Here is a 22,741-nt window from a genome sequence, read left to right on the forward strand (position 1 = left end):
GCAAATCTACTCCTCGTTTGTTTCATCTTCCGTGGGTCTATCTGGTCCTTGCTTTGACAGCAGCTCCCTCTCCGCCCTGCGGGCTTCCATATCCGACAAAGGGTCGAAGGAATCGACGGCACGATCTTTGCCGAGCCCGAACACTTCCGGGAATCGGTACTTGCCTCGCTCGAACGGACGCTTGTCGGTGACGGCATTCATAGGATTGGCCTTGGCATATTGGTCATTGCGAACGGCCATGATCTGCCAGGAAACTTCCAAACCGTTACTCCCGCCGGCGATTTTGAATTGATTGCCTGTTATTTTCTCGGCGACATATACCGGAGCGTATCCGCCGATGCAGGTGAGTTGATATCGGAAGTCCTTGTTGGCTGCTTCGAACCAGTCAGGCAGAGTTACCACAGCTTCGCCGCCGCCATCGAGAACCGCATTGCCGCTGTACAGATTTGTCATTTCCGAAGATTCGACGGTGTTGTGTACTAGATACTTGTTTTCGGGGTCGAGCGGGTGGTCGATTCTCGTCATCTTGGCGGGCATAAAGACAGTACCAGTGATGTTTACGTTACCGGTAAAATATCCCGCCCAATCGTCAGTCGTGTTTATCGATGCGACGCCATAGATTCCATATCCCGTTCCTCCGTTGGAGGTCGCACTGCCAAGCACGCCAACTCCGCTCGCACCGTTGTTTTCAGCGGAAGCATCGACGCCATACGACGGTTGTGTATTTTGGTACGCGAGCGCACTCACGGCTGTGCCTTGATTCGAGTTGGTGACTGTACAGTAGACGCCATAGCCAATAATCGAGTTTGCTTCCGATTCAGCAAAGACCCCATAACCGAAGCTGGCCGATGTCGCACGTGCATATACGCCATAGGCGCTTTCTCCATCAAACGCAGACGCATAGTGCCCAAAACTTTTTCCGGTTGTTAACGCTGGGTTGCGCGACGAACAGACTGAGTAGGAACCGTAGCGAGTAGCGTTGTCCGATTCGCCCAATGAATAGGAACCGTAAACAATTCCAGAACCGGCATCTCCAAGCGTTGAAGCAATTGCGCTTGAATAGCTGCCATAGACACTGCCAGTACCTGTATTGTACAGGGATGTGTAAAATCCATACCGCGCCAATTCAGACGAGTAATTACGCCGACTTTGGACAAGGTAAGTTGCCGAAGGAGTTATGTTGCGTCCAATCGAGATGCCATTGCAATCCATCCGAATAGTAGAATCGCAGACTTCAAGTGTGCTGTTAAATTGGTTTGCTGACGCGAAGGCATTGCTCCTGCTCAGAGTTGCCGCCGTGCCGCCGATTTTGGAAGCATCGATATTGGCAGTAGCGTTGATATCGGCGTTTAGTATTTGACCGTCGCCGATGTGAGCCGCAGTAACACCACCGTTGGCAATAGAAATATTCGCGTCTCCGGTAGTCGCTCCGCCGGTGAGACCGCCAGAAGTGTTTACAGCTGTGATATCGCCACCGCCACCTGCGCCGACATCATCGATACCGTCGGCAAACCCGGCAGGGATGCCCTTGATACCGGACCAAGTTGTCGAGTCAGCTTCAACGGCAGTGAACGCATACGCTACCGTAACAATTTGTCTTCGCGGCGCCAATTCCGCTCCGCCGTTGACTTGAACGCCGATGAAGCGATTGGCACTGCTAAACAGTGCATCATTGAGAGGCGAGATACCACCCAGCAGCACATTGAAGAGTCCGTCATCAACAACGACCGGATTCTGGGTTTCTGTCCATAGCGGTGCGCCGCCAACTGCAAGACTGTAGATGTTGAAGGTCAGCGAGTGGTTGCCACTTAGCGGAATGCCCGCACCATCGGCGAGCCGGCCCTGATAGCTTACCAACCCCGGTGACGCCGCGAATACCGAAGCGGCGAGCAAGAGCAAGATCACAAGAATCGAAGCGGACCTTTTGCGGAAGCGCATGAGATCTCCTATCTGAATTGTGTAAAAGTTCAATCGTGACAATGAAATAGAATCTATATAGGTCGAGTACATCCATTATTGTGGCAATGCTTGACGACCATCTGAAATTCAACGGAAGCCTTTGCGGTAATGCAGTTAATGGATCGCTTCCCAAGATAAGGCAAAAATCAATTCTGTCAACGAATTTGCCTTGCCATGCGCCTATGCGAATCGTTGCATCCGCCGCCTGAGTCTGCTATAATGAAGGCGGATGGCTAAGTTATTGATTTGAGAAAGGAATTGGCATGTTAACCACCGATAATAGCGTCCTCGTCGTCGTCGATGTGCAGGGCAGGCTCGCCCAACTTATGCACGACAAGGATATCATTTTCGCCAACATCGAACGCATGATCAAGGGCGCGCAATTGCTTGATATCCCGGTACTCTGGACCGAGCAATATCCCGAAGGACTTGGCGCAACAATTCCGCAATTGGCGCAGTTGATGCCGGGAAATGCGCCGTTGGTGAAGGATACCTTCAGTTGCTGCGGCGATGAGAAATTCGCCAAAGCCTTAAAGTCATCGGGACGCAAGCAAGTGATGTTGACCGGAATCGAAACACATGTCTGTGTTTATCAAACCGCTCGCGATTTGCTTGCCGACGGCTTCGGCGTCGAATTGATTGTTGATGCGGTCTCTTCGCGCACCGCTGCAAATCGGCAACTTGGTATCGAGAGAATGAAAGACCTTGGCGCCGGTGTGATGTCTACCGAAATGACACTCTTTGAACTTCTGCGTGTTGCCAAAGGCGACAAGTTCAAAGAAGTCCTGCGAATCGTGAAGTAACTCGTGTCGGAGTTCATCACCTTAACCGACCGCGTCGCTATCGAGAAATATCTTCGTCGTGACACGCCGCTTAACATTTATCTGATCGGCGACCTCGACGACTTCTTTTGGCCGCATACAACGTGGTATGCTTCGATGTCGGGCGCGGAAATCGAAGCGCTCGCATTGCTCTATCGTCCTTCTGGATTGCCGACCCTGATCGTGTTGATCAACGGTGACAGGGAGCGGGCAGTTGAACTGCTTCAGAATCTTGCACCGTCATTACCCGACAAAGTCTACGCCCACCTGTCGCCGGGAATCGAATCAGCGCTCGCTTCCAGTTTCAATCTTGAACACCACGGCGAGCATTCCAAGATGATTCTCCGTTCGCCTGACGCGCTAAACAGCGTGGCGTCAAGACAATCTGTGCCGTTGTCGATACATGACGAGGAAGAGATTCTGGCGTTCTACCGCGCGGCCTATCCCGGCAACTGGTTCGACGCCCGCATGTTGGAGACGGGGCACTATTGGGGTGTGCGAATCGAGGGGCGCATGGCAGCCGCCGGCGGTGTCCATGTCTGCTCGGCGAAGTATCGCGTAGCAGCGCTGGGCAATATCGCGACGCATAGCGATTTTCGCGGACGCGGCCTGGCAGGAGATGTGACAGCGGCAATTTGTCGAAAACTGCTTAACGAAGTTGACGAGATTGGATTGAATGTGAAGAGCGACAACATCCCTGCAATATCCTGCTACCGACGACTCGGTTTCGAGACCACGGCTGTCTATCATGAAATTCTACTGACTCGCAAATCGTAATGAAAACAAATCGGTAGCGCACAAATGGCTCGCCTGAACCACTCACTCCGGAAAATCTACCATACGGCGATTCCGCTTCCGCTCAAATACGGGCCGAGCTTCTCGCGCAAGTTCAAAGGCTATTATGATCGCCAAAGCGCATCGCGTAATGAGATCGAATCGTATCGCCTGCAACGACTCATCGCTTTGGTCGACTACGCCTATCGTCATGTACCGTACTATCACAAGCTATTCGACAAACACGGAATCGACCCGAAAAGAATCCGCACGCTCGATGACTTTCGCCGCATTCCCACATTGCATAAAGATGATGTCGTCGCCAATCACGACGCTCTGAAGTCGGACGAATTCGACAAGTTCAACGCCGTGCAAACCGTCACCAGTGCAACGACGCGCGACGGTATGGTGATGTATCGCTCGCAAGAGGCCGAGACCATCCGCAATGCGGTTGTCTGGCGCTACTGGCACAATCTGGGATATCGTTTTCGCGATCCGCGTGTGCATCTGACGCTTTCCAATCGCGAGGGCGAAGACTTCATGCAACCGCACATCGACATGAATGAAAACTCGCTTCAATTCGATCCGCGTTCGATCACTTACGATCACGCTCCGGTGATCTATCGCCAGATTAAGGAATTCCGTCCGAAGATGATCTTCTCTCAGCCCTCAAATCTGGCAACGTTGATTCACTACTGGCGACTGCACAATCTTGAGGATATCCCGGTTGCGGTGTGTTGCGTGTTGGGTGAGAAAGTCTATCCCGAATATCGCGAGCTGATCACCCGGTTCTTTGGCGATAACCTGCGCGATTACTACGGCAACCGCGAAAACACAGCCTCGGCAGGGGAGTTGTTCGACGGCAACCTCTACATCAATTCTGATTTTGTGCATCTCGAATTCGAGGATGACAACGGCCAGCCAGTTGAAGGCAAACCCGGCAATATCATCTCCACCGGATTCGAAAACTACGCCTTCCCGTTGATCCGCTATCACACCGAAGATGTCGGTATCTATCGCGGCTACCCCGAAGTTGCACTGGTCGGATTCGACACGATGGAAGTTGTCGGCGGTCGCGGTCGGGATCTGCTCTTTCCAGAGATGGCCTGTTCTGTCCGAATGTTACAGTTCAACTCAAGAACGCCAACTTCCACAATTATCGCCGCGTGCAATTGGAACAACTTTCGCTCGAACACTTGCTCGTTCGCATCGAACCATCAGACGACTTCGAAGAATCCCGCGACGTACCGATTGTCGAGAAGGCGTATCGTGACTACTTCAAGGACCGCTTCACCGTCGAAGTCCGCATCGTCGACAAGATCCCCCAGACTCCTGCCTACAAGCACAAACTCGTCGTCTCGCAACTGGCTCTCGATGAATTGCGCAAGCACAATAAGTGCAAGTAGCTCGCAATCGCTATTTTGCGCGGCAGTCAGCCGGGGAGCGGACAGACAAGAATGTCTATCCCACCGATTGCGTCAATGTGATCGACAATGGTAGGTCAGACATTCGTGTCTGACTTTCTTTTATTGCATTTGGCCGGTAGTTGTAGGGCAGGTCTCATTGCCGAAATCTCGTGATAAGCGAATCGCCTTGCTGTGAGACCTGCCATTGGTCTTCGTCATCACCACAAAGATTGGCAGGTCACCTACAGAATTGCGGCGGTCGCGACGATTCGAGCTTCAATGCCGCTATCCCGTCCTCGACCGGAATTTCGTGCGCGGCAGTCGTCCACGCCTGCCGCGTTGCTTGACATCGGCGAGCTAAGAGTCAGTATTAGATCATGCCCGTTCGGACGAGACTGCATATACCAGGTAGCGGGCTTCATTTTGTTACGACAACCGTTACCGAGTGGATCCCTGTCTTTGCTGATGCAGCACTGGCTCGAAGAGCCTTGGTGCAGTTAGTAGAGGCATGCAAGATTTATGAGACTTCGATAGTCGCTTACGTTCTAATGCCTTCGCATCTTCATGCTCTTCTAGGCACCAGACAAAACGAGCGCCTATCGCAGCTAATGCGATCATTCAAGTCTTTGTCGTCGAAATTGGTGAAGGAAACTGCTTCAGAAGATTTGATTCGCCGGCTATCCATATCGGGCAAGTACGCGCTATGGCAACCGCGATTCGACGAGTTGACCATTTACTCGGAAAAGCAATTCAAAATCAAAATCGAGTATATACATAACAATCCGGTCAAGGATGGCATAGTCCAAGATGCTGCTTCTTATCCTTTTTCAAGCGCAGGCGCTTGGCTCTCGGATATACCGGGTATAGTTCCAATTGATCGAGACTTCGTTTATCAACTGACAAGCAAGCCCGCCAGGCGAAGACGACTGGCGGGCACAATCTTGGACGCCAACCGCCTCTTGGTGCGCGGCAGCCGTCCACGCCTGCCGCGTCTTCTACCGCCGATCCGCCTGTTTCGTGCGCGGCAGCCGTCCACGCCTGCCGCGTTTTCACCTAATTTCTATTGCTTCCAACCCTGCCGTTTGTTATTAATTCGCCGGTTAATTTTGTCACTTTCCGGAGGATTTGATGTCAGGGCATTCTAAATGGTCGACTATAAAAAGAAAGAAAGGTAAGGCCGATCAGGAGCGCGGTCGCGTCTTTACCAAATTGATCAAGGAAATCACTGTTGCTGCCCGCTTTGGCGGCGGCGACCCCGATGCCAATCCACGCCTGCGCACGGCAATCCTTACCGCCAAGCAGAATTCCATGCCCGCCGACAACATCAAACGCGCTATCCAGAAGGGCACCGGCGACTTGGAAGGCGTCAATTACGAAGAAATCACTTACGAAGGTTACGGTCCCGGCGGCGTCGCCGTCCTAGTCGCGGTCCTGACCGATAACAAAAATCGCGTGGTGGCGGAAATTCGCCACTTCTTCTCCAAACACGGCGGCAATCTCGGCGAATCCGGCTCGGTGGGCTGGATCTTCAGCAAGAGCGGCGTCATCGAAGTCGAAAAAGCCAAAATCGGCGAGGACGAGCTGCTGGAACTTGCTCTTGAAGCCGGTGCTTCCGACATGACGCACGAAGGCGACATGTTCGAAATCACCATGCCGCCCGACACATTCGAGGCTGTTCGCTCGGCGATTGAAGCTAAGGGTATTCCGATGGCCAGCGCCGAGGTCACATTGGTGCCTTCGACAACGGTCAAACTCGAGGGCAAGCACGCCGAATCGATGATCAAGCTGATGGACGCGCTCGAAGACAACGACGACGTTCAGAAAGTCTACGCCAACTTCGACATCGACGACGCGACTCTCGAGCGTTTGAGCAACTAAATGAAAATTCTCGGGATCGACCCCGGGCTGGCTGTTACCGGCTTCGGTGTCGTCGAGGTTCACAACAAGGGTGTCAAACTGTTAAACGCGGGCTGCTTCACTACCGAAAGCGGCGAGATTTCCGCACGACTCAAATTGATCTTTGCCAACATCAACGAATTAGTGGATGCCGAATGCCCCGACGAGGTCGCTATCGAGGAAGGTTTCTACGGCAAAAACGTCAAAGTCGCCATGAGTCTCGGACAAGCACGCGGAGCCGTGCTCTTGGCCTGCACCCTGAAGAACATTCCGGTTTTCGAGTACTCGCCGCGCGAGGTCAAATTATCAACAACAGGCAGGGGATCAGCGTCCAAAGACCAGGTGAATTACATGATCAAAGCTCTGCTTGATGTCAAGGAAATCGCCGGACCAAATGACGTGTCCGACGCACTAGCCGTAGCATACTGCCACTATCAACGCCGAGAGAAGAAATTTTGATATCATCACTTACAGGACGTCTATCGGTTAAGCTTCCCGACAAAGCGGAGATCATTGTCGGCGGCGTCGGCTATCGCGTATTGATTCCGTTGTCAACCTATCAGGCTTTGCCCGATCTTGGCAGCGAAGTAACTCTCGCGACTTCGATGCAGGTGCGCGAAAATGCGATTGACCTGATTGGTTTTTCGACGCAAGCTGAACGCGAAGTCTTCGAAGTCTTGATCGGCGTCTCCGGCGTCGGTGTTAAACTCGGATTGACGATTTTGTCGGGTATAAAGATAGAGGACCTGTTCCGGTCGATCCTTGAAGAGGACAAATCATTGCTCTCGACAATCTCCGGCATCGGTCCCAAGACCGCCGGCAGATTGGTGCTTGAATTGAAGGACAAGGTCGCCAAGATTGTTGCCACCACCGGAATCGGCGCGACGCACCGGCTCAATCAGGTCGAAGAAGCTGTCCTCGCGTTGGAAGCACTCGGCTACAGTCGTTACGAGGCTCGCAAGGCCGTCGAAGGCGCAGTCAAAGAAATCGGCTCGAATCACAACTCGGAAGTGATTATCCGCGAAGCCCTCAAGGTTTCGGCGACATAAAGGACGAATGAAAGAGCGCATTACCACACCGGAAGTTATCCAGGGCGAGACCGAACTTGATGTCACCCTGCGGCCGTCGAAGTTCGATGAGTTCATCGGACAAGCGAAGGTCGTTGACAATCTCAAGGTGTTCATTCAAGCCGCCAAACAACGCGGCGAAGCGCTTGACCACGCATTATTCTATGGTCCCCCCGGACTCGGCAAGACCACGCTGGCGTTTATCATCGCCAACGAACTCGGTGTCGGAATCAAATCGACCTCGGGTCCGATTCTCGAAAAAGCCGCCGATCTTGCAGGAATACTTACCAATCTGAACGAACGCGACGTTTTATTCATAGATGAAATTCATCGCATCAATCGCGTTGTCGAAGAATATCTCTATCCGGCGATGGAGGATTTCACGCTCGATATCATGATCGACAAGGGGCCAGCGGCGCGTTCGGTGAAACTGCCGCTCAAACCGTTTACGCTGATCGGCGCCACGACAAGAGCCGGACTATTGACCTCGCCGATGCGGGCGCGTTTTGGTGTTGTCGGTCGTTTGGATTACTATAGTTCTGATGACATCGGCAAGGTGATTACCCGCTCGGCGCGCATTCTCAAGGTCGAGATCGATCCCGGCGGCACCAGTCAGATCGCCAAGCGCTCGCGCGGAACACCGCGAATTGCCAACCGGCTCCTGCGCCGTTTGCGCGACTTCGCCGAAGTTCACGGCGATGGCCGCATCACCGAACAATTGGCGCACGACAGTTTGGAGCGTTTGGACGTCGATGAACTGGGGCTGGATGATATGGACAAACGCATCTTGAGCGTCCTCATCGAAAAATTCCACGGCGGACCGGTCGGCTTGAGCACGCTGGCGGTGGCTGTCGGCGAAGAGGCGGAAACGCTCGAAGAAATCTATGAGCCATTCCTGATACAAGAGGGACTATTGGAACGAACACCGCGCGGTCGCACGGCCACTAACGCGGCGTTTACACACATGAAATATGATCGGAGCGCATTTAAACAGGGGCGTTTGCTGTAAGAACTTTCGAGCACTGTTAGATTTGGTACAATTCTTTTCAAAGACGGGTTATGGAGAAAATTACTTTTCAACTGCCGGATGATTTGATCGCGCAACATCCGCTGGAACGACGCGACCGCTGTAAGTTACTTCATCTGGACAGTTCAAGCGGCGAGATGAAAGAGCATGTCTTTGCGGATATCGTAAATCTACTGCGTCCGGATGATTTGCTGGTGTTGAACGACACCAAGGTCCAGCGCGCACGCCTCTACGGCGTTGGCGGGCAAGCCGGCCGCAAGGTCGAGATTTTTCTCGTCGACAAACTCAAGGATGACGAATGGCTCTGCCTCGTGCGTCCCGGCAAGAAAGCCCACAACGGCGACAAGTTCTACTTTTCGGCGCGCGAATACTGCGAAATCATCAGCATTCTTGCCGATGGATCGCGGCGTGTGCGTTTTGTCGGCGCTCCCGCGAGCGAAATCATGGAAAAATTCGGACGCATGCCGCTGCCGCCATACATTAAGCGCGATGACACTTCGGTCGATAGAAAGATGTATCAAACTGTCTACGCCAATGAAGGGTTCTCCATTGCCGCGCCGACAGCCGGATTACATTTCACCGAGGAGTTGCTTGCTGATATCGAGAAAACCGGAACCGAGATTTGCCGGATTCGCCTCGATGTCGGACGCGGAACATTCAAAATGATCGAAACCAAGACTTACGAGAAGCACACTATGGATCCGGAGGAATACTGGATCTCTGAAGAATCCGCCAAGCAGATCAATACGGCAATGAAGAAGGGTCGCCGCATTGTCGCGGTCGGGTCCACTGTCACGCGCACACTCGAGGGCTGTTTCCAGAGCAATGGCGAAATCAAAGCGTCGCATGACGAGACCGACATCTTCATCTATCCGGGTTTTCAATTCAAAGTCGTTGGGGCGATGGTCACCAATTTTCACCTTCCGGAATCGTCGCTTCTGGCGATGGTCGCAGCCTTTGCCACGCCGGAGCAGATTCTCACCGCTTATAACTTCGCCGTTGCGAACCGCTACCGATTCTACTCCTACGGCGATGCAATGTTGATTTCATGAAAAATTATGCCATCATCACGGCGGCCGGCAAAGGCACACGTTTGCCCGGCGCGGTCGCCAAACAATTCCGTCCCGTCGGCTCCAAACCGCTTCTGGCCTGGACCATCGACAAATTCGAACAATGTCCGTCCATCGACGCGATCCATCTCGTCGTTTCCGGCGAAGATTTGAACTACACGCACGAAGCTGTCGTCGACCGTTTCAAATACAAAAAAGTCGAACGCATTGTCGCGGGCGGCAAAACGCGTTTTGACTCGATTTTATGCGGTCTGCGCTCGATTCCCGAAACGGCGAATCTGGTTTACATCCACGACGGCGTGCGTCCGCTGGTGAGTATTGCCGAAATCGAAGCCGTCGGCAAGCAAGCTGAAGCGTTCGATGCCGCCATTCTTGCCGTGCGTCAGACCGAGACGCTCAAGCGCATCGAGGACGGTTTCGTCATCGCCACGCTCGACCGCGACAAAATCTGGGTCGCGCAGACGCCGCAGGTGTTCAAGTACGAAGCCATCATTTCGGCCTATATTCAGGCGCTCGAATCGAAACGCGACTTCACCGATGATTCCGCGGTGTGCGAAGCATTCGGCATCAGTGTCCGCATCGTCGAAGGCTCCACCGCCAACATCAAAGTCACCACCCCCGAAGACCTCGACCTTGCCCGCAAGCTGCTGACGATGGAGTAGGGGAGACCCAAGTTTTGTTTAGTAGGTCAGGAGCCCTGTGCTCCTGACATTTTGCCGAAGGCGAAATCCATTCCCCCTATTCCCCGAAATCTTCTTTACCCCAATCGATCTCTTTGCTTCCCCAATCGCGTCGATACAAACCCTCTCGATAATAATCGTGCAGCGATGTCCATTTCCAATCAAACGGTGATCTCACTAATCCATGCTTAACCGGATTATAATGCACATAATCGATGTGCCGATTGTAGTCGTCTTGATCGCGGATAATATGGTCCCAGAAGCGGTTCTGCCAGTTCGGTCCGGGCCGTTGGCGCCCAAACGACATCTTTGCTTGATTGCATGACCTTTAGATGTCCCAGGGAGAAAAAAGGGGGGGGGGGGCCGCGGGGGGGAGAGGCGCTCTATTGGAGCAAAGCGGCGTGACAGGCCAGTGTGACTGCGAAAATGTCATCGCGCTTGACCTTGATTATTCTCGCCACAAGCAGGCACTCTGACCACTGATATTGACAATCGAAGACCATAGCAGTGTTCGGTGAAACCAATCGAGAAAGACCTGATCGCGACGGGCACCCTTGATCGAGCTACAGAAGATACTTTCTATCATTGCCACAGAGTCACAGCTCTCGGATCTTTTGGCCGACTAGCCTCGATATTGCGGAGTGGGAAGATGTCAGAGCCACGGTTCTGGATTCGCAATTCGAATGGACACATTTCAGCCGACTTGGCTACTGAATTGACTCGTTTGATTCTGTGATAGCCGCCAACTGTTTTGGCCGAATTTGCACTGGTATCAGAAGTTGGTCGCGGGAATTCAGAATTTCTGGGTTCTGAATATTGGCTGGTTTGGATTAGATCCTCTTTATCAATGCTGGGTGGCTTTCCGCCCACTACTTTCTTTGTGGTAGACAGCGCAGGTACCGGTGTCTTGATCCCGCTGACTTCAAAGCTCGCAAGATTTCAAAGTGATTATCTTGATATGCTGGCTGAAGCGACAGAAACAGTAATGCGTGATGCAAAGGTCGCAAACGTCGACACATCAAACTGCAAGCAGGCTGCAATTGATCTGATCACGGTGTGTTGCCCCGAAAAGCCAATCGTATTCGTTGACAGCGCGTACGACATCTATGCCTTTTCCAACGCGGTATACGATTCCACCTTTTGGGAAATCGCGAGTTCTAATGATAGTCTTATTACACTTCTCACGAGTTATCGGCTCGAACATGTTGGCGAGAATTCCTTCTTTACCGATTCCGCTTCTTTCAGTGACGTCATCCATGGCTGGGAAGAGTTTGCCGACATCGACACGGTTATTCAACCAATTCATTTCATCAAAGATAAAGATGGCGGCATAAGAGTCGTTGCTTCCACTTGGAGTCTTTGTCGACTAACCAAATGGACAGTCACGTTTAAGGCCGGATCACGAGTTCGTATTGAATATGAAATCATAAGCGACTGTATAGGGTTTGGATTCAGCTATTCTTGATCTTGGTTTTTTCAGTTAAGAAAGTCAGGAGCACAGGGCTCCTGACTTACTCTATTCGAACAGGGGAGTCAAATCTTGAGATTACGTTTACTGATCAACATCCGAGACAGAGAACACTCTGAGCCAATCAAGGATCGATTCCTGAGTACAGGCACTCGCCAAAGATTGTCGAGCATTCTCTTAGTACTCGCAGCCTACTCTGTTTTCTTCACTTACACGGATAAAGAGGGGCTCGTAAACGGCTTCTGGAAAGCTATGCCATTTCCGGTCCTTGCATTTGGTTTGTTGATATTTCTCATCTATCTGGCAGCGTATCGAGTCATTTTTTGTGACAATTCGTTTATCGGTGGTGTTCTCGTTGGCCAGAATCTGTTTTGCCTTGCGAAAGAATGGAGATATGATGAGATCGAGAGAGTTCAGTACGAACAGAAAAACATTCACCAAGGTAGAATATCACTTTGGCTGAAAGACGAAGTCGATCCAAAGTGCATTGATACCGAGTATTTTGCGGAAGAAGATAAGATCTGGACGTATCTGTGCGGCAAGCTGGACAAAGGCGTATTTGACTCATCAGCTGAAGAACGATTGGGCGAAGTTAACGAGATTCGCCTGAAAGGGCCAGAACCACTTACGTGGAAGAAGATCTTCTCCTTTCGACTCAAGAAATATGGCAAGAGCCCATAGCCGTAGGGCAGGTCTCTTTATCGGAGGCATTTGGAATTGGGAGCATCTGGGCCCCGATTTCAAATATGTCGTCAGCAGGCAGGTCTCACAGCAAGATGATTCGCCCATCACGAAATTTCGGCAATGGGCCCTGCCCTACAACTACCGGCACAAGGATCCGTTCGACTGAAGTCGACCCACAATGGAAGGCTTCTTCCCTCGCCCCGTCAGGAGAGGACCGGGTGAGGGAAGCCCACAATTTCCATTCCCAACCGCATTGCAATTCCTTTAATTGCACCCCATGATTAGAATCGGTTGCGGTTATGATGTCCATCGCTTCGCCGAAGGGCGCGCGCTCTTCCTCGGCGGTGAACGAATCGAACATCCACTCGGCTTACTCGGCCACTCGGATGCCGATGTTTTGTTGCACGCGCTGTGCGATGCACTTCTCGGCGCCGTCGCCAAGGGAGATATCGGAATTCATTTCCCGCCCGGCGAACCGCAATACAAGGACATTTCATCAATGAAACTGCTGCTGCGTGTCATGGAGATGCTGAACAACGACGGCTGGAATCTCGTCAACGCCGACATGACCATCGTCTGCGAACGCCCCAAGATCGCGCCATACTCCGAGAAAATTCGCGCCAATATCGCCGCGGCCGCCGGTGTGGCGCTTGATGCGATTTCGCTCAAGGCAACGACTTCCGAGAAGCTTGGATTCACCGGTCGCGAAGAGGGCATCGCGGCGATGGCTGTGGTGTTAGTGGAGAAATAGTGGAAGTCTTTTTCTCCAAAGCCGACGAAATCCTCAACATGGTCGCTGGCCACAGCGCCATCTGGATCTATATGTTCGTGCTCGTCTCGATGATCATCGAAAATTTCTTTCCGCCATTTCCCGGCGACACCTGCATTTTCATCTGCGGCGTTTATGCCGCCGGCGGTAACGCCTCGTGGACGACCATCTACATCCTGTCGATTGTCGGCACGCTGATCTCGGTGATGGGCTTGTACTACGTTGGCCGCACACAGGGCCGCGTCGTGTTGTCAAGCCACCGCGCGCGCTGGCTCGGCGTCAAGCGGCTCGATCATGTCGAACAATGGTTTGAAAAATATCACGACAAAGTGCTTCTCGCTTCGCGCTGGCTGACCGGTGTGCGCGCTTTGATCGCATTGCTTGCCGGTATCGGCCGTGTCCCGGCGTGGCGGATGTTGATCTACAGCACCATCTCGACCATCACCTGGAATTTTCTGGTACTCTATCTCGCCAAGCGACTCCGACAGGACTGGGCGGTCATTGACCGAATACTTGCGACATACAATCAGATCATCATCGCCGTAGTTTTGCTTGTGGTCGGGTTTATCATTTACAAGATTATTGTGCGCCGTAAACGAGGAGAAACGACTTGAAGATATTAGTTTTGGCCGGGGGCGAATCAAAAGAGCGCGAGGTTTCGCTCAATACCGGCAAAGCCATCGCCGCCGCACTCAAGACCATAGGCCACGATGTCGCGATGATTGACACGAAAGATGGCCGCGACCTGTTGGGAGCGCCCGCAAGCGAATCTTCGCCCAGCGGCGAGATAGCACCGCGCCAGAAATACGACCTATCGATTCCCGCCTCGATGCGCGACTGCGACTGCGTGTTCATCGCGCTTCACGGTGGCCTCGGCGAAAATGGAACACTGCAGGCGATGTTCGATCTCGCCAAAGTCCCATACACCGGCTCCGGCGTGCTCGCCTCCGCATTGGCGATGGACAAGCAACGCACCAAACTGATTCTGAGCGCCGTCGGTGTGCCTTCGCCGCGCACGGTCTGTTTCGGCGACGAAGCGTCGATCTTCAAGTATCTCGGCAGTGAAGGCGCTGATGATCTCGAATACCCGATGGTGGTCAAACCGAATTGTGAAGGCTCCACGGTCGGCTTGAGCATCGTACACAGCTACGATCAATTGCTTGATGGCATCCGCCTCGCCGGAAAGTACGACCTGAATATTCTCGTCGAAGAATTCATTCCCGGTCGCGAATTGACTGTGGCAATCCTCGGCGAAGAGGCTCTGCCCGTCGTCGAAATCGTGCCCAAATCCGGCTTCTACGACTATCACTCAAAATACACCTCCGGTGCTTCCGACTATTTCTGTCCCGCCGAGATCGATCCTACTGTCGAGAAAGACGCCAAGGAGTTTGCCTTAACCGCATTTCAAGTGCTCGGCTGTGAAGGTTACGCGCGCGTCGACTTCCGTCTCAATCCCGATAACGAATTGTTCTGCCTCGAGGTTAACACGCTTCCCGGCATGACCGCAACCTCGCTAGTCCCCAAAGCCGCCAAAGCCGCCGGCATGTCGTTCGAGCAACTGCTCTCCAAGATCATCGAGTTGTCGTTGAAGAAATCGTAGTTTGTTTGAACTCGCCCGACGTAGATTTTTCCCTCTCCCTCTGGCCGACCAGGTCCCGCCTTGCGGGAGAGAGGGTAGGGTGAGGGCGTGTGTAATTTGCTCAATAATCATCGACCTGTTTCTGAGTAAATCACGATCCGCTTATTTTGTTGATTCCCCTCTCGAGAGGGGTGTCCCGTGTCCGACAAAGGAGGACGCGGGACGGGGTGTGTCTGTTCCCGCAATGAATCAATCTTCTGACTGCGGATTACCAAGACACCCCTCGGTTTTGCGCTCTCGTTCCTCGACCGCAAAACCACTCCCCTTGATAGGGGAGAATTGAACGACTCGTTACATCAATTGACCTAGCATCTCTTCTCCAGAGCACGTTTAGTTATTCCCCCTTAGCAAAGGGGGTTAGGGGGTTGTATTCTTCCTCACTTGCTCCTCAATCTTCAGGCAACGAATCCCCTTGAAAACCGTACTCAATATTATTATCGTTTGCTCTATCCCTGATGTTCAGGGAGCGCAAAAGAGGATAGTGATTTTAACCACGGAGGTAAACTGTGGACAGAACCGAATTATTACTCGAAGAACTCACCAACGCCTACGGTCCTCCGGGACACGAAAGCGCTGTCGCCGAAATATTCAAGAAACACATCGGCAAACTGGGCAAGGTATCGTTCGACAAGATGGGCTCGATCATCGCCGAACGCAAAGGCACATCAGCCTCGCCGAAAATCATGGTCGTCGGCCATCTCGACGAGATCGGCTTCATGGTAACCGAGATCTCCGCCAACGGCTTCCTCAAGTTCCTTCCGCTCGGCGGATGGTGGGGACATGTCGCACTGGCACAACGCGTGATGGTGCTCGGCAAGAAGGGTCCGATTCTCGGCGTCGTCGGCTCAACACCTCCGCATCTTCTCGAGCCGGAAGCCCGTAAGAAAGTCATCGAAATCACCGATATGTACATCGACGTCGGCGTGAAAGGGAAGTACGACGTCCGGAAGAAGCTCGGCATCTCCGTCGGCGACGTCATTGTCCCCGACTCAAAATTCACGATCATGGCCGAAAAAGATATGTACATGGCGAAGGCGATCGATAACCGCTTCGGCTGTGCCGCCGCCATCGAAGTCATGTGGCGTCTCGAAAAAGTCAAGCACCCCAACACGCTCTATAGCGTCGGCTCGGTGCAAGAGGAAGTCGGCTGCCGCGGTGCCGGAACTTCCGCGTGGATGATCGATCCGGATTTGGCGATTGTGCTCGACACCGGAATTGCCCGCGACACGCCCGGATTTTCCGGCGATGCCAACGAAAAAGTCGGCAGCGGACCGTCGATCCTGGTTTTTGACGGCGGCATGATTCCCAATGTCAAACTTCGTCATTTTGTACAGGCGACGGCCGACAGGCTGAAGATCAAATATCACCTGTCGTCGATGCGCGGCGGCACCACCGATGGCACTCGCATCCACATGTCGCGCGTGGGCGTGCCGTCAATCGTGATCGGCCCCGCAGTGCGTTACATTCATGGCCACAACGCCATCATGGCGCGCAGCGATTACGAGGCCTCGGTCAAGCTCGTCGTCGAACTGATGAAGAAACTCGACGAAAAAACCGTCAAGTCGTTCACGCAGGCCTAATTCGACTTTGCTTCCTCCCTTCTGCCGTCGGCCGAAGGTCCCGCCTTGCGGGAGAGAGGGGTTGGGGGTGAGGGCGCTTGCAGTTGAGAGAATCTCGTCAGACAAAAATGTCTGACCTACCTTTTATGTGCGCGGCAGTCGTCCACGCCTGCCGCGATCGAACCGTGAGGGCCTCGTTAATCCCCCTTAGCAAAGGGGGATAGAGGGGGTTGTAGATTCTTGTTCTGCGTTTCCGCAAACGCGGGTGCCGCAGGTGTCCAGCATCACCGACGTGATGTAAGCGCCTAACCTGGATTCCCGCTTTCGCGGGAATGACAACATATTGTGTGCGCGGCAGTCGTCCACGCCTGCCGCGATCGAACCGTGAGGGCAATACTTTTTTGGAGACCAAATGCCGCTGAAATTCTTTAACACGATGTCGCGCCAACTCGAAGAATTCACGCCGATCCATCCCGGCGAGGTCCGCCTCTATACTTGCGGGCCGACCGTCTACAACTTTGCCCACATCGGCAATTTCCGCACCTACATGTTCGAGGACTTGCTGCGGCGCTATCTCAAATATCGCGGCTACAAAGTCACCCAGGTGATGAACCTTACCGACATCGACGACAAAACCATCAAAGGCTCAATCGCCAAGGGCGTCAGCCTCGACGAGTACACTGCGGAATACATCAAGGCGTTTTTCGACGATATCGATGCATTGCGCATCGAACGCGCCGAGTATTATCCGGCGGCAACGACGCACATCCCCGAAATGGTCGCAATCGTCAAATCACTGCTCGATAAAGGCGTCGCCTATCGCGCCGGCAGCGACATCTATTTCTCCATCGCCAAATTCAGCGAATACGGCAAACTGTCGCACATGGACCTGGACCAGCTCAAGGCGGGCGCCTCACAGCGCGTCGCCTCCGATGAATACGAAAAAGAGCAGGTCTCCGATTTCGCATTGTGGAAGGGCTGGGACGAAAAAGACGGCGACGTCTTCTGGGAAACCGAAGTTGGCAAGGGCCGTCCCGGCTGGCATCTGGAGTGCTCGGCGATGTCGATGAAATATCTCGGCGAGTCGTTCGACATCCACACCGGCGGCGTCGACAACATGTTCCCGCACCACGAAAACGAAATCGCGCAGTCCGAGGCTACCACCGGCAAGAAATTCGTCAACTACTGGCTCCACAGCGCGCATCTCATCGTCGAGAGCAAGAAAATGTCGAAATCGCTCGGCAATTTCTTCACCGTCCGCGACCTGCTCGACAAGGGGTATCCCGCCGTCGCGATCCGCTACTTGCTCTTGTCCACGCACTACCGCGCATCGCTCAACTTTACGATGGACGGCCTCGAGGGCGCCAAAGCCGCGATTCAGCGCCTCCGCGATTTCTACGACAATCTCACCACCGGCATCAAGGACGTTCCCTCCGGCAAGGTCGATGAGTACATCGACCGCGTTACAACCGGCTTCACCGACGGTCTCGATGACGATCTCAACATCTCGCAGTCGCTGGCGGCAATCTTCGATTTCGTCCGCGACATCAACCGCCTGATCGCCGAGGGCGGCATCTCCGCAGATGACGCCGCCAAGGTCAAAGCCGCAATGGACGGTTTCGATTCGGTGCTGGCGATTTTGCAGAAGGAAGAAGTTTCACTCGATGCCGAAGTCGAGAAGCTGATTGCCGAGAGAATTGCCGCGCGCAAAGCCCGCGACTTCAAGAAATCCGACACTATCCGCGACCAGCTTCTGGCGATGGGCATCATCCTCGAAGACACCCCGCAGGGGACTGTCTGGAAGAAGAAGCTGTAGGGGCGCATTTCTCGGAACGTCATTCCCGCGAAGGCGGAATCCAGGTTTGTAGGTCCGTCTGGGGAGGAGGGGGGGGGGGGGGGGGGGGGGGGGAAAAAAGCGGGGGGGGGGGGGGGGGGGGGGGGGGGGGGGGGGGGGGGGGGGCGACGCCCAATTTATAGTAGGTCAGGAGCCCTGTGCTCCTGACATTGTTCCTCGCAGGCAACAACACCATTAGGACCTAAAGATGCTAACCTCCCTCACCACCGAATTCACCCGCTACCGCCTCATCGGCGAAAAGGCGCTCGCTCAAATATCTGAAGCAGACATGAACCGCGTGCCCGGCGCGACAGCCGGGAACAACTCGATTGCGATGATCGTGCGCCATCTCGGCGGCAACCTGCTTTCGCGATTCACTGATTTCACGACCACCGACGGCGAAAAACCGTGGCGCGATCGCGATGCCGAATTCGAAGAACGCCACTACAGTCAGCAGGAGGTCTACGAATGGTGGAACAAGGGCTGGAATGTACTGCAAGCTGAACTCACGAAACTCACCGATGCCGACCTAATCCGGACTGTGACTATCAGAGGCGTCCCGCTTACGGTGAGTGAAGCGCTCACGCGTTCGGTCGCGCATGTGGCATATCATGTCGGACAGATTGTAATGCTTGCCCGCATCGCAAGTGGCGAGCAGTGGCAGTGGATCAGTATTCCTCGCGGTGAGTCGAAGGCCTACAATTTGAATCCTACCAAAGAGAAGAAACCGGAATAACTCGTAGGTTTGAACCCCTGTGATTCGGATTATTCAATTCAACTCCGTAGGGTGGGTCTCCTTGCCGAGCGATTCTCAAATCTCAGGAACTTACTCTCCCGGAGACCCGCCAGCTACTCTAGCCGCAGCTCGAGCCCTACTTCAGCGGCACCCCGATTCGGCCTAACTTGAAATTAAACCACACTCGCACCGCTTTGCCTATGATTAATCTCCTGTCAACTGGCCCAAAGTAGCGCGAGTCGTACGAATCGTCGCGGTTATCGCCGAGCAGGAAGTAGCTTCCTGCGGGAACTGGTAAGGACCAAAGTCGTCGCGCCGCGGATCAACATCCGGGTCTCTGTGCAATCCTGTCGGCGGCAGCGCAACCTGACGGCCGTTGACAAACAAATTCTTCTTGTCTATTTGAATGAAATCGCCACCAACCGCAACACATCGCTTGATGTATTTTGTCGTTTTATCGCTGGGCGAGAAAAAGACCATCAGATCGCCGCGCTGGGGATCACTGTCATCATACGCCGACTCGTCGCAGATGACTTTATCACCAATCACTATTGTATCTGCCATGCTCACTGACGGGACATTGTAAGTTTCGAAATTGTCAAAGATTGATGCGATCAGGAGACCCATTAACGCACCACCAACTGCTATGACTGGATAGAAGAGGAAACTCGTGATACGCTTCGGCTTCTCGTCCAAAGTGTGATAGGTCTTCGCCACCTTTACTGCGGAAAAGATTGAGAAGATGAAGTAAGCGAGACCGGCCAACAACGGTACAACCATATTGAAAGGGGGAGCATCCCAATAGAAACTCAGGAGCAAGCTCGCAAATGCGAGCACGGGCTGATCCCGATCAGCGTAACCTGGATTTTGATGTTACCTGAATAGAAATGACCTAACCCCGGCGAAAGCACAGTGAGCAGTGCCGCTATCCAAGGTTTCGGATGAGGATTGGGATTTCCGCGCTGATTTGGTTTGCTGGTTTGCCGCACTGCGGACATTTGAATTCTGTCGTCAATTCTTCGTGAGCGTCTAGTGTGGTAGTCTTTCCACAGAGCATTTATAGTCCATACCTTTTCCTTAGTTGGTAGTACAGTTCCGTAGCTTTGTAGGTCAGGAGCCCTGCGCTCCTGACACTCCCACTGCAGGCACCATCTTCACCGCCAAAACTCGCACCCGGGACTGGGCTGTGGTCCGCCGGAGAATAAGTAGTTCAGCAGATAAACCACGTCGCTGATGTTTGTGACGCAGTCACCATTGGCGTCACCGCACGGCAGGGGATCAGCAAACGACTCGAAAATGTATCTGATTCCATACACGCAGTCTGAAATGTTGGTCATGCCGTCGCCGTTGAAATCACCGGGGTCGGCGATGATGTTTGCAGTCGGAATCTGACTGCCATACCACTGGCACGCAGCAGGTATAATGCAGTTGAACCACGGCTCACCAAACGTTTCGAAACGCCCCGGTGCCTGAATCGTGAAATACATGTCGGCGATATGGCGATGTTGTCCCGGCAGAAAACAAGTTCCAATATCACTGCCGGCAAATGCTTCCATCAAAACTCGGCCGATGCTGTTGTCAATGGTGAACGAATACGCCACGGGATTGGGAGTGAAGATCGGAATTCCTTGTACCGAATCACAGACAATGGCGCCGGCCGCCATCGCAAATCCCACATCTGCAGTCCGCCGACGGACCTGAGTTAGGCCATTCCGGCTGATGCCACCACAACTCGGCTTTGATCTTGCCGGCCCTTGAACCGCCGGGATACCAGATTTTGACGTTCTTAACCAATATGGAATCATCCGAAGGATTGTTTACTTGCGCCTGAGCAGGACCGCAAATCAGAGCAGCGACCACTAGAGCGATTGTGACGACTAAGTAGAAATTCTTCATTTGCACCCCGCATGTAATATGTGTAGATACCTAAACGATAACCGCGACCCATAGCGTTGTCAAGGTCAAAGTGGATATCAAATGCCGTGTTCCAAATCTCCGGTTGATTTATCCACGCAACGTAAATCGCACTCCTGTTTATTCTCATTCTCGCACCGGTTCTGCACGATTAGCTCGGTTTGGCAACGCGGAGGATAAAACCATCAACAATGTTATCACACATTGCCAATTTGCACGGACCTCTGCCCAAACCTGCCGTCAACAACCCCAATCAAAGCAATTGCCAATCTCTCAGAATACACTTATACTAATCCTCTAACACCGACTACATCATAGACGATCATGTTTGCAGACGTTCTCACACGGCAGGTTAGCGGACGGGCAACAATGGGAAGAGACAAGTGCGACAAAGGGAACAGAGGATGAACAGGTCTTAATCCTGTTTCTTCGGCAGCCCGATGATCTGAAAGCCTTCATGCCGTTTTTTCACATGTGCCGAAGTTCGCGGTCGGAAGCTTGGGATATCTCCAGCGGCGTGGATATCGACTTCCCGTGGGATCGCATAATTCCTTCGCTAACAAATCCGATTTGGCGATTGACATACTCGGTACTTTCCTGCGGATCGAGAAGGGTGTGAAGTTTGGCGTGATTTTCAATTATCTCGCAAAGGAAGGCATCTCGGACTTTGCACAGGCAAATCCGACATTCGTGATGTCGAAATTCCGGGGACTTCTTCTCGGTTACGTCAGGCAAGAACTCTATCGCATTAATAAACAGGAATATCCTGAAGCCGCGGGTTTGAAGACGCAACTCAACAAAATACTATCGAGCGATAAGTACGCATCATTTTCTCTCAACGGCTTTTCCAATTTGATTTGTGGCAGCGAACCGCGATGCCAAAATGGTCGACAAACCAGTAATCCCGCAGGACAAACTGGAGTACATTGCGGAAGAGGCTTATGTCACATCACGCTCAATCGAAGAGTGGTGTGCCAAAATATTCGCGCTACTTGCTTTGCGAGAAGAATATCTCCCGGGGATTCCGCGCCATCAGCTTCTCGCGGCAGCCGTTAAGATTTCGGGTACTCATCTCGAAATCGACGCGATGCCGCCGTCGTCCTTGCCGGGTCCCGGAGCAACTCTTGCTGTCGTGGGAGCTGTTGAGACTGCGCGAGGAGGTTGTCGAATTCATTTGCGCCGAGGTCATCAGTCGCTTCGTCAAGCAGGGGAGGATCTCCCACGAGACGGGTCTCTGCTTTGGAAGCGCCGTCGCGCTTTATCTGGCCGACAAGTCCAATGGAAATCAGGTCGACTTGTTGCCCGCGTATTTTCGAGAATCGATGCCGAATCCGAGCATAAGCACTATCTAAAACGCTACAAGTACGTTTTGAAACAATCCTGAGCCATGCCGACGAAGAATTTGGTGATCGAATCAGGAAAGTTTTGATAAATCGGC

At 53.1% G+C, this 22,741-nt stretch carries 24 protein-coding genes; 19 read left to right on the forward strand and 5 right to left on the reverse strand.

What is annotated here, in order from left to right; all coding sequences use genetic code 11:
• Window positions 1-6: 6 nt before the first annotated feature.
• Window positions 7-1,938 carry a hypothetical protein gene (locus IPH59_11590; GenBank protein ID MBK7092342.1) on the reverse strand — a complete coding sequence of 644 codons (1,932 nt, stop codon included), beginning with the start codon at window positions 1,936-1,938 and terminating at the stop codon, window positions 7-9.
• 284 nt (window positions 1,939-2,222) lie between these two features.
• On the opposite strand from IPH59_11590, the gene IPH59_11595 reads away from it, so the two are divergent.
• From IPH59_11595 to IPH59_11680, 18 genes are all read left to right on the forward strand, one after another.
• Window positions 2,223-2,762, forward strand: coding sequence for a hydrolase (locus tag IPH59_11595; GenBank protein MBK7092343.1), 540 nt, complete (start codon window positions 2,223-2,225; stop codon window positions 2,760-2,762).
• Window positions 2,763-2,897: 135 nt separating this feature from the next.
• Window positions 2,898-3,557, forward strand: coding sequence for a GNAT family N-acetyltransferase (locus IPH59_11600; protein MBK7092344.1), 660 nt, complete (start codon window positions 2,898-2,900; stop codon window positions 3,555-3,557).
• 24 nt (window positions 3,558-3,581) lie between these two features.
• Complete coding sequence (locus IPH59_11605) at window positions 3,582-5,054, forward strand: phenylacetate--CoA ligase family protein (protein MBK7092345.1); 1,473 nt, start codon at window positions 3,582-3,584, stop codon at window positions 5,052-5,054.
• A gap of 283 nt (window positions 5,055-5,337) precedes the next feature.
• Complete coding sequence (locus IPH59_11610; GenBank protein ID MBK7092346.1) at window positions 5,338-6,105, forward strand: transposase; 768 nt, start codon at window positions 5,338-5,340, stop codon at window positions 6,103-6,105.
• On the forward strand, window positions 6,089-6,838 hold the full coding sequence (locus IPH59_11615; protein MBK7092347.1) for a YebC/PmpR family DNA-binding transcriptional regulator: 750 nt from the start codon (window positions 6,089-6,091) through the stop codon (window positions 6,836-6,838). The genes IPH59_11610 and IPH59_11615 overlap by 17 nt, the downstream gene beginning before the upstream one ends.
• Window positions 6,839-7,315, forward strand: coding sequence for a crossover junction endodeoxyribonuclease RuvC (gene ruvC / locus IPH59_11620; protein ID MBK7092348.1), 477 nt, complete (start codon window positions 6,839-6,841; stop codon window positions 7,313-7,315).
• On the forward strand, window positions 7,312-7,905 hold the full coding sequence (ruvA, locus tag IPH59_11625; protein ID MBK7092349.1) for a Holliday junction branch migration protein RuvA: 594 nt from the start codon (window positions 7,312-7,314) through the stop codon (window positions 7,903-7,905). Before ruvC ends, ruvA begins: the two co-directional genes overlap by 4 nt.
• Window positions 7,906-7,912: 7 nt before the next feature.
• Window positions 7,913-8,932, forward strand: coding sequence for a Holliday junction branch migration DNA helicase RuvB (gene ruvB / locus IPH59_11630; GenBank protein ID MBK7092350.1), 1,020 nt, complete (start codon window positions 7,913-7,915; stop codon window positions 8,930-8,932).
• A 50-nt stretch (window positions 8,933-8,982) separates the two neighbouring features.
• Window positions 8,983-10,002 carry a tRNA preQ1(34) S-adenosylmethionine ribosyltransferase-isomerase QueA gene (queA, locus tag IPH59_11635; protein ID MBK7092351.1) on the forward strand — a complete coding sequence of 340 codons (1,020 nt, stop codon included), beginning with the start codon at window positions 8,983-8,985 and terminating at the stop codon, window positions 10,000-10,002.
• The gene (gene ispD / locus IPH59_11640) at window positions 9,999-10,682 is read left to right on the forward strand and encodes a 2-C-methyl-D-erythritol 4-phosphate cytidylyltransferase (protein MBK7092352.1); all 684 of its coding nucleotides are present in this window, start codon (window positions 9,999-10,001) and stop codon (window positions 10,680-10,682) included. The genes queA and ispD overlap by 4 nt, the downstream gene beginning before the upstream one ends.
• An 865-nt stretch (window positions 10,683-11,547) precedes the next feature.
• Window positions 11,548-12,165, forward strand: a complete 618-nt coding sequence (locus IPH59_11645) for a hypothetical protein (GenBank protein ID MBK7092353.1) — start codon at window positions 11,548-11,550, stop codon at window positions 12,163-12,165.
• A 75-nt stretch (window positions 12,166-12,240) separates the two neighbouring features.
• Complete coding sequence (locus IPH59_11650; protein MBK7092354.1) at window positions 12,241-12,849, forward strand: hypothetical protein; 609 nt, start codon at window positions 12,241-12,243, stop codon at window positions 12,847-12,849.
• 280 nt (window positions 12,850-13,129) lie between these two features.
• Window positions 13,130-13,603, forward strand: a complete 474-nt coding sequence (locus IPH59_11655) for a 2-C-methyl-D-erythritol 2,4-cyclodiphosphate synthase (protein ID MBK7092355.1) — start codon at window positions 13,130-13,132, stop codon at window positions 13,601-13,603.
• Window positions 13,603-14,235: a DedA family protein gene (locus IPH59_11660; GenBank protein ID MBK7092356.1), complete on the forward strand. Its 633-nt coding sequence runs from the start codon at window positions 13,603-13,605 to the stop codon at window positions 14,233-14,235. The genes IPH59_11655 and IPH59_11660 overlap by 1 nt, the downstream gene beginning before the upstream one ends.
• A complete protein-coding gene (locus IPH59_11665; GenBank protein ID MBK7092357.1) occupies window positions 14,232-15,221 on the forward strand; it encodes a D-alanine--D-alanine ligase in 990 nt (329 codons plus the stop codon). The genes IPH59_11660 and IPH59_11665 overlap by 4 nt, the downstream gene beginning before the upstream one ends.
• Window positions 15,222-15,766: 545 nt before the next feature.
• Window positions 15,767-16,840: a M42 family metallopeptidase gene (locus IPH59_11670; GenBank protein MBK7092358.1), complete on the forward strand. Its 1,074-nt coding sequence runs from the start codon at window positions 15,767-15,769 to the stop codon at window positions 16,838-16,840.
• 391 nt (window positions 16,841-17,231) lie between these two features.
• The gene (locus IPH59_11675; protein ID MBK7092359.1) at window positions 17,232-18,635 is read left to right on the forward strand and encodes a cysteine--tRNA ligase; all 1,404 of its coding nucleotides are present in this window, start codon (window positions 17,232-17,234) and stop codon (window positions 18,633-18,635) included.
• Window positions 18,636-18,861: 226 nt separating this feature from the next.
• Window positions 18,862-19,389: a DUF1572 family protein gene (locus IPH59_11680; GenBank protein ID MBK7092360.1), complete on the forward strand. Its 528-nt coding sequence runs from the start codon at window positions 18,862-18,864 to the stop codon at window positions 19,387-19,389.
• 136 nt (window positions 19,390-19,525) lie between these two features.
• Here the strand turns inward: IPH59_11680 and IPH59_11685 are convergent, their stop codons facing one another.
• From IPH59_11685 to IPH59_11700, 4 genes are all read right to left on the reverse strand, one after another.
• Window positions 19,526-19,660, reverse strand: coding sequence for a S26 family signal peptidase (locus tag IPH59_11685; GenBank protein ID MBK7092361.1), 135 nt, complete (start codon window positions 19,658-19,660; stop codon window positions 19,526-19,528).
• Window positions 19,594-20,226: a signal peptidase I gene (lepB, locus tag IPH59_11690; GenBank protein ID MBK7092362.1), complete on the reverse strand. Its 633-nt coding sequence runs from the start codon at window positions 20,224-20,226 to the stop codon at window positions 19,594-19,596. The genes IPH59_11685 and lepB overlap by 67 nt, the downstream gene beginning before the upstream one ends.
• 317 nt (window positions 20,227-20,543) lie before the next feature.
• The gene (locus IPH59_11695) at window positions 20,544-21,053 is read right to left on the reverse strand and encodes a dockerin type I repeat-containing protein (GenBank protein MBK7092363.1); all 510 of its coding nucleotides are present in this window, start codon (window positions 21,051-21,053) and stop codon (window positions 20,544-20,546) included.
• Complete coding sequence (locus IPH59_11700; protein ID MBK7092364.1) at window positions 21,028-21,285, reverse strand: hypothetical protein; 258 nt, start codon at window positions 21,283-21,285, stop codon at window positions 21,028-21,030. The genes IPH59_11695 and IPH59_11700 overlap by 26 nt, the downstream gene beginning before the upstream one ends.
• A gap of 901 nt (window positions 21,286-22,186) precedes the next feature.
• On the opposite strand from IPH59_11700, the gene IPH59_11705 reads away from it, so the two are divergent.
• Window positions 22,187-22,687 (forward strand): hypothetical protein, encoded by a 501-nt coding sequence (locus tag IPH59_11705; protein ID MBK7092365.1) that lies wholly within the window; start codon window positions 22,187-22,189, stop codon window positions 22,685-22,687.
• Window positions 22,688-22,741: the final 54 nt, after the last annotated feature.

It is taken from the genome of bacterium (assembly GCA_016708315.1).
Taxonomy (GTDB): Bacteria; Zixibacteria; MSB-5A5; order CAIYYT01; family CAIYYT01; genus JADJGC01.

Coding starts and splice junctions, on each gene's coding strand:
- IPH59_11590 (MBK7092342.1), bottom strand. CDS start 1,938: ATGCGCTTCCGCAAAAGGTCCGCTTCGATTCTTGTGATCTTGCTCTTG.
- IPH59_11595 (MBK7092343.1), top strand. CDS start 2,223: ATGTTAACCACCGATAATAGCGTCCTCGTCGTCGTCGATGTGCAGGGC.
- IPH59_11600 (MBK7092344.1), top strand. CDS start 2,898: ATGTCGGGCGCGGAAATCGAAGCGCTCGCATTGCTCTATCGTCCTTCT.
- IPH59_11605 (MBK7092345.1), top strand. CDS start 3,582: ATGGCTCGCCTGAACCACTCACTCCGGAAAATCTACCATACGGCGATT.
- IPH59_11610 (MBK7092346.1), top strand. CDS start 5,338: ATGCCCGTTCGGACGAGACTGCATATACCAGGTAGCGGGCTTCATTTT.
- IPH59_11615 (MBK7092347.1), top strand. CDS start 6,089: ATGTCAGGGCATTCTAAATGGTCGACTATAAAAAGAAAGAAAGGTAAG.
- ruvC (MBK7092348.1), top strand. CDS start 6,839: ATGAAAATTCTCGGGATCGACCCCGGGCTGGCTGTTACCGGCTTCGGT.
- ruvB (MBK7092350.1), top strand. CDS start 7,913: ATGAAAGAGCGCATTACCACACCGGAAGTTATCCAGGGCGAGACCGAA.
- queA (MBK7092351.1), top strand. CDS start 8,983: ATGGAGAAAATTACTTTTCAACTGCCGGATGATTTGATCGCGCAACAT.
- ispD (MBK7092352.1), top strand. CDS start 9,999: ATGAAAAATTATGCCATCATCACGGCGGCCGGCAAAGGCACACGTTTG.
- IPH59_11645 (MBK7092353.1), top strand. CDS start 11,548: ATGCTGGGTGGCTTTCCGCCCACTACTTTCTTTGTGGTAGACAGCGCA.
- IPH59_11655 (MBK7092355.1), top strand. CDS start 13,130: ATGATTAGAATCGGTTGCGGTTATGATGTCCATCGCTTCGCCGAAGGG.
- IPH59_11675 (MBK7092359.1), top strand. CDS start 17,232: ATGCCGCTGAAATTCTTTAACACGATGTCGCGCCAACTCGAAGAATTC.
- IPH59_11680 (MBK7092360.1), top strand. CDS start 18,862: ATGCTAACCTCCCTCACCACCGAATTCACCCGCTACCGCCTCATCGGC.
- IPH59_11695 (MBK7092363.1), bottom strand. CDS start 21,053: ATGGCGGCCGGCGCCATTGTCTGTGATTCGGTACAAGGAATTCCGATC.
- IPH59_11700 (MBK7092364.1), bottom strand. CDS start 21,285: ATGAAGAATTTCTACTTAGTCGTCACAATCGCTCTAGTGGTCGCTGCT.
- IPH59_11705 (MBK7092365.1), top strand. CDS start 22,187: ATGGTCGACAAACCAGTAATCCCGCAGGACAAACTGGAGTACATTGCG.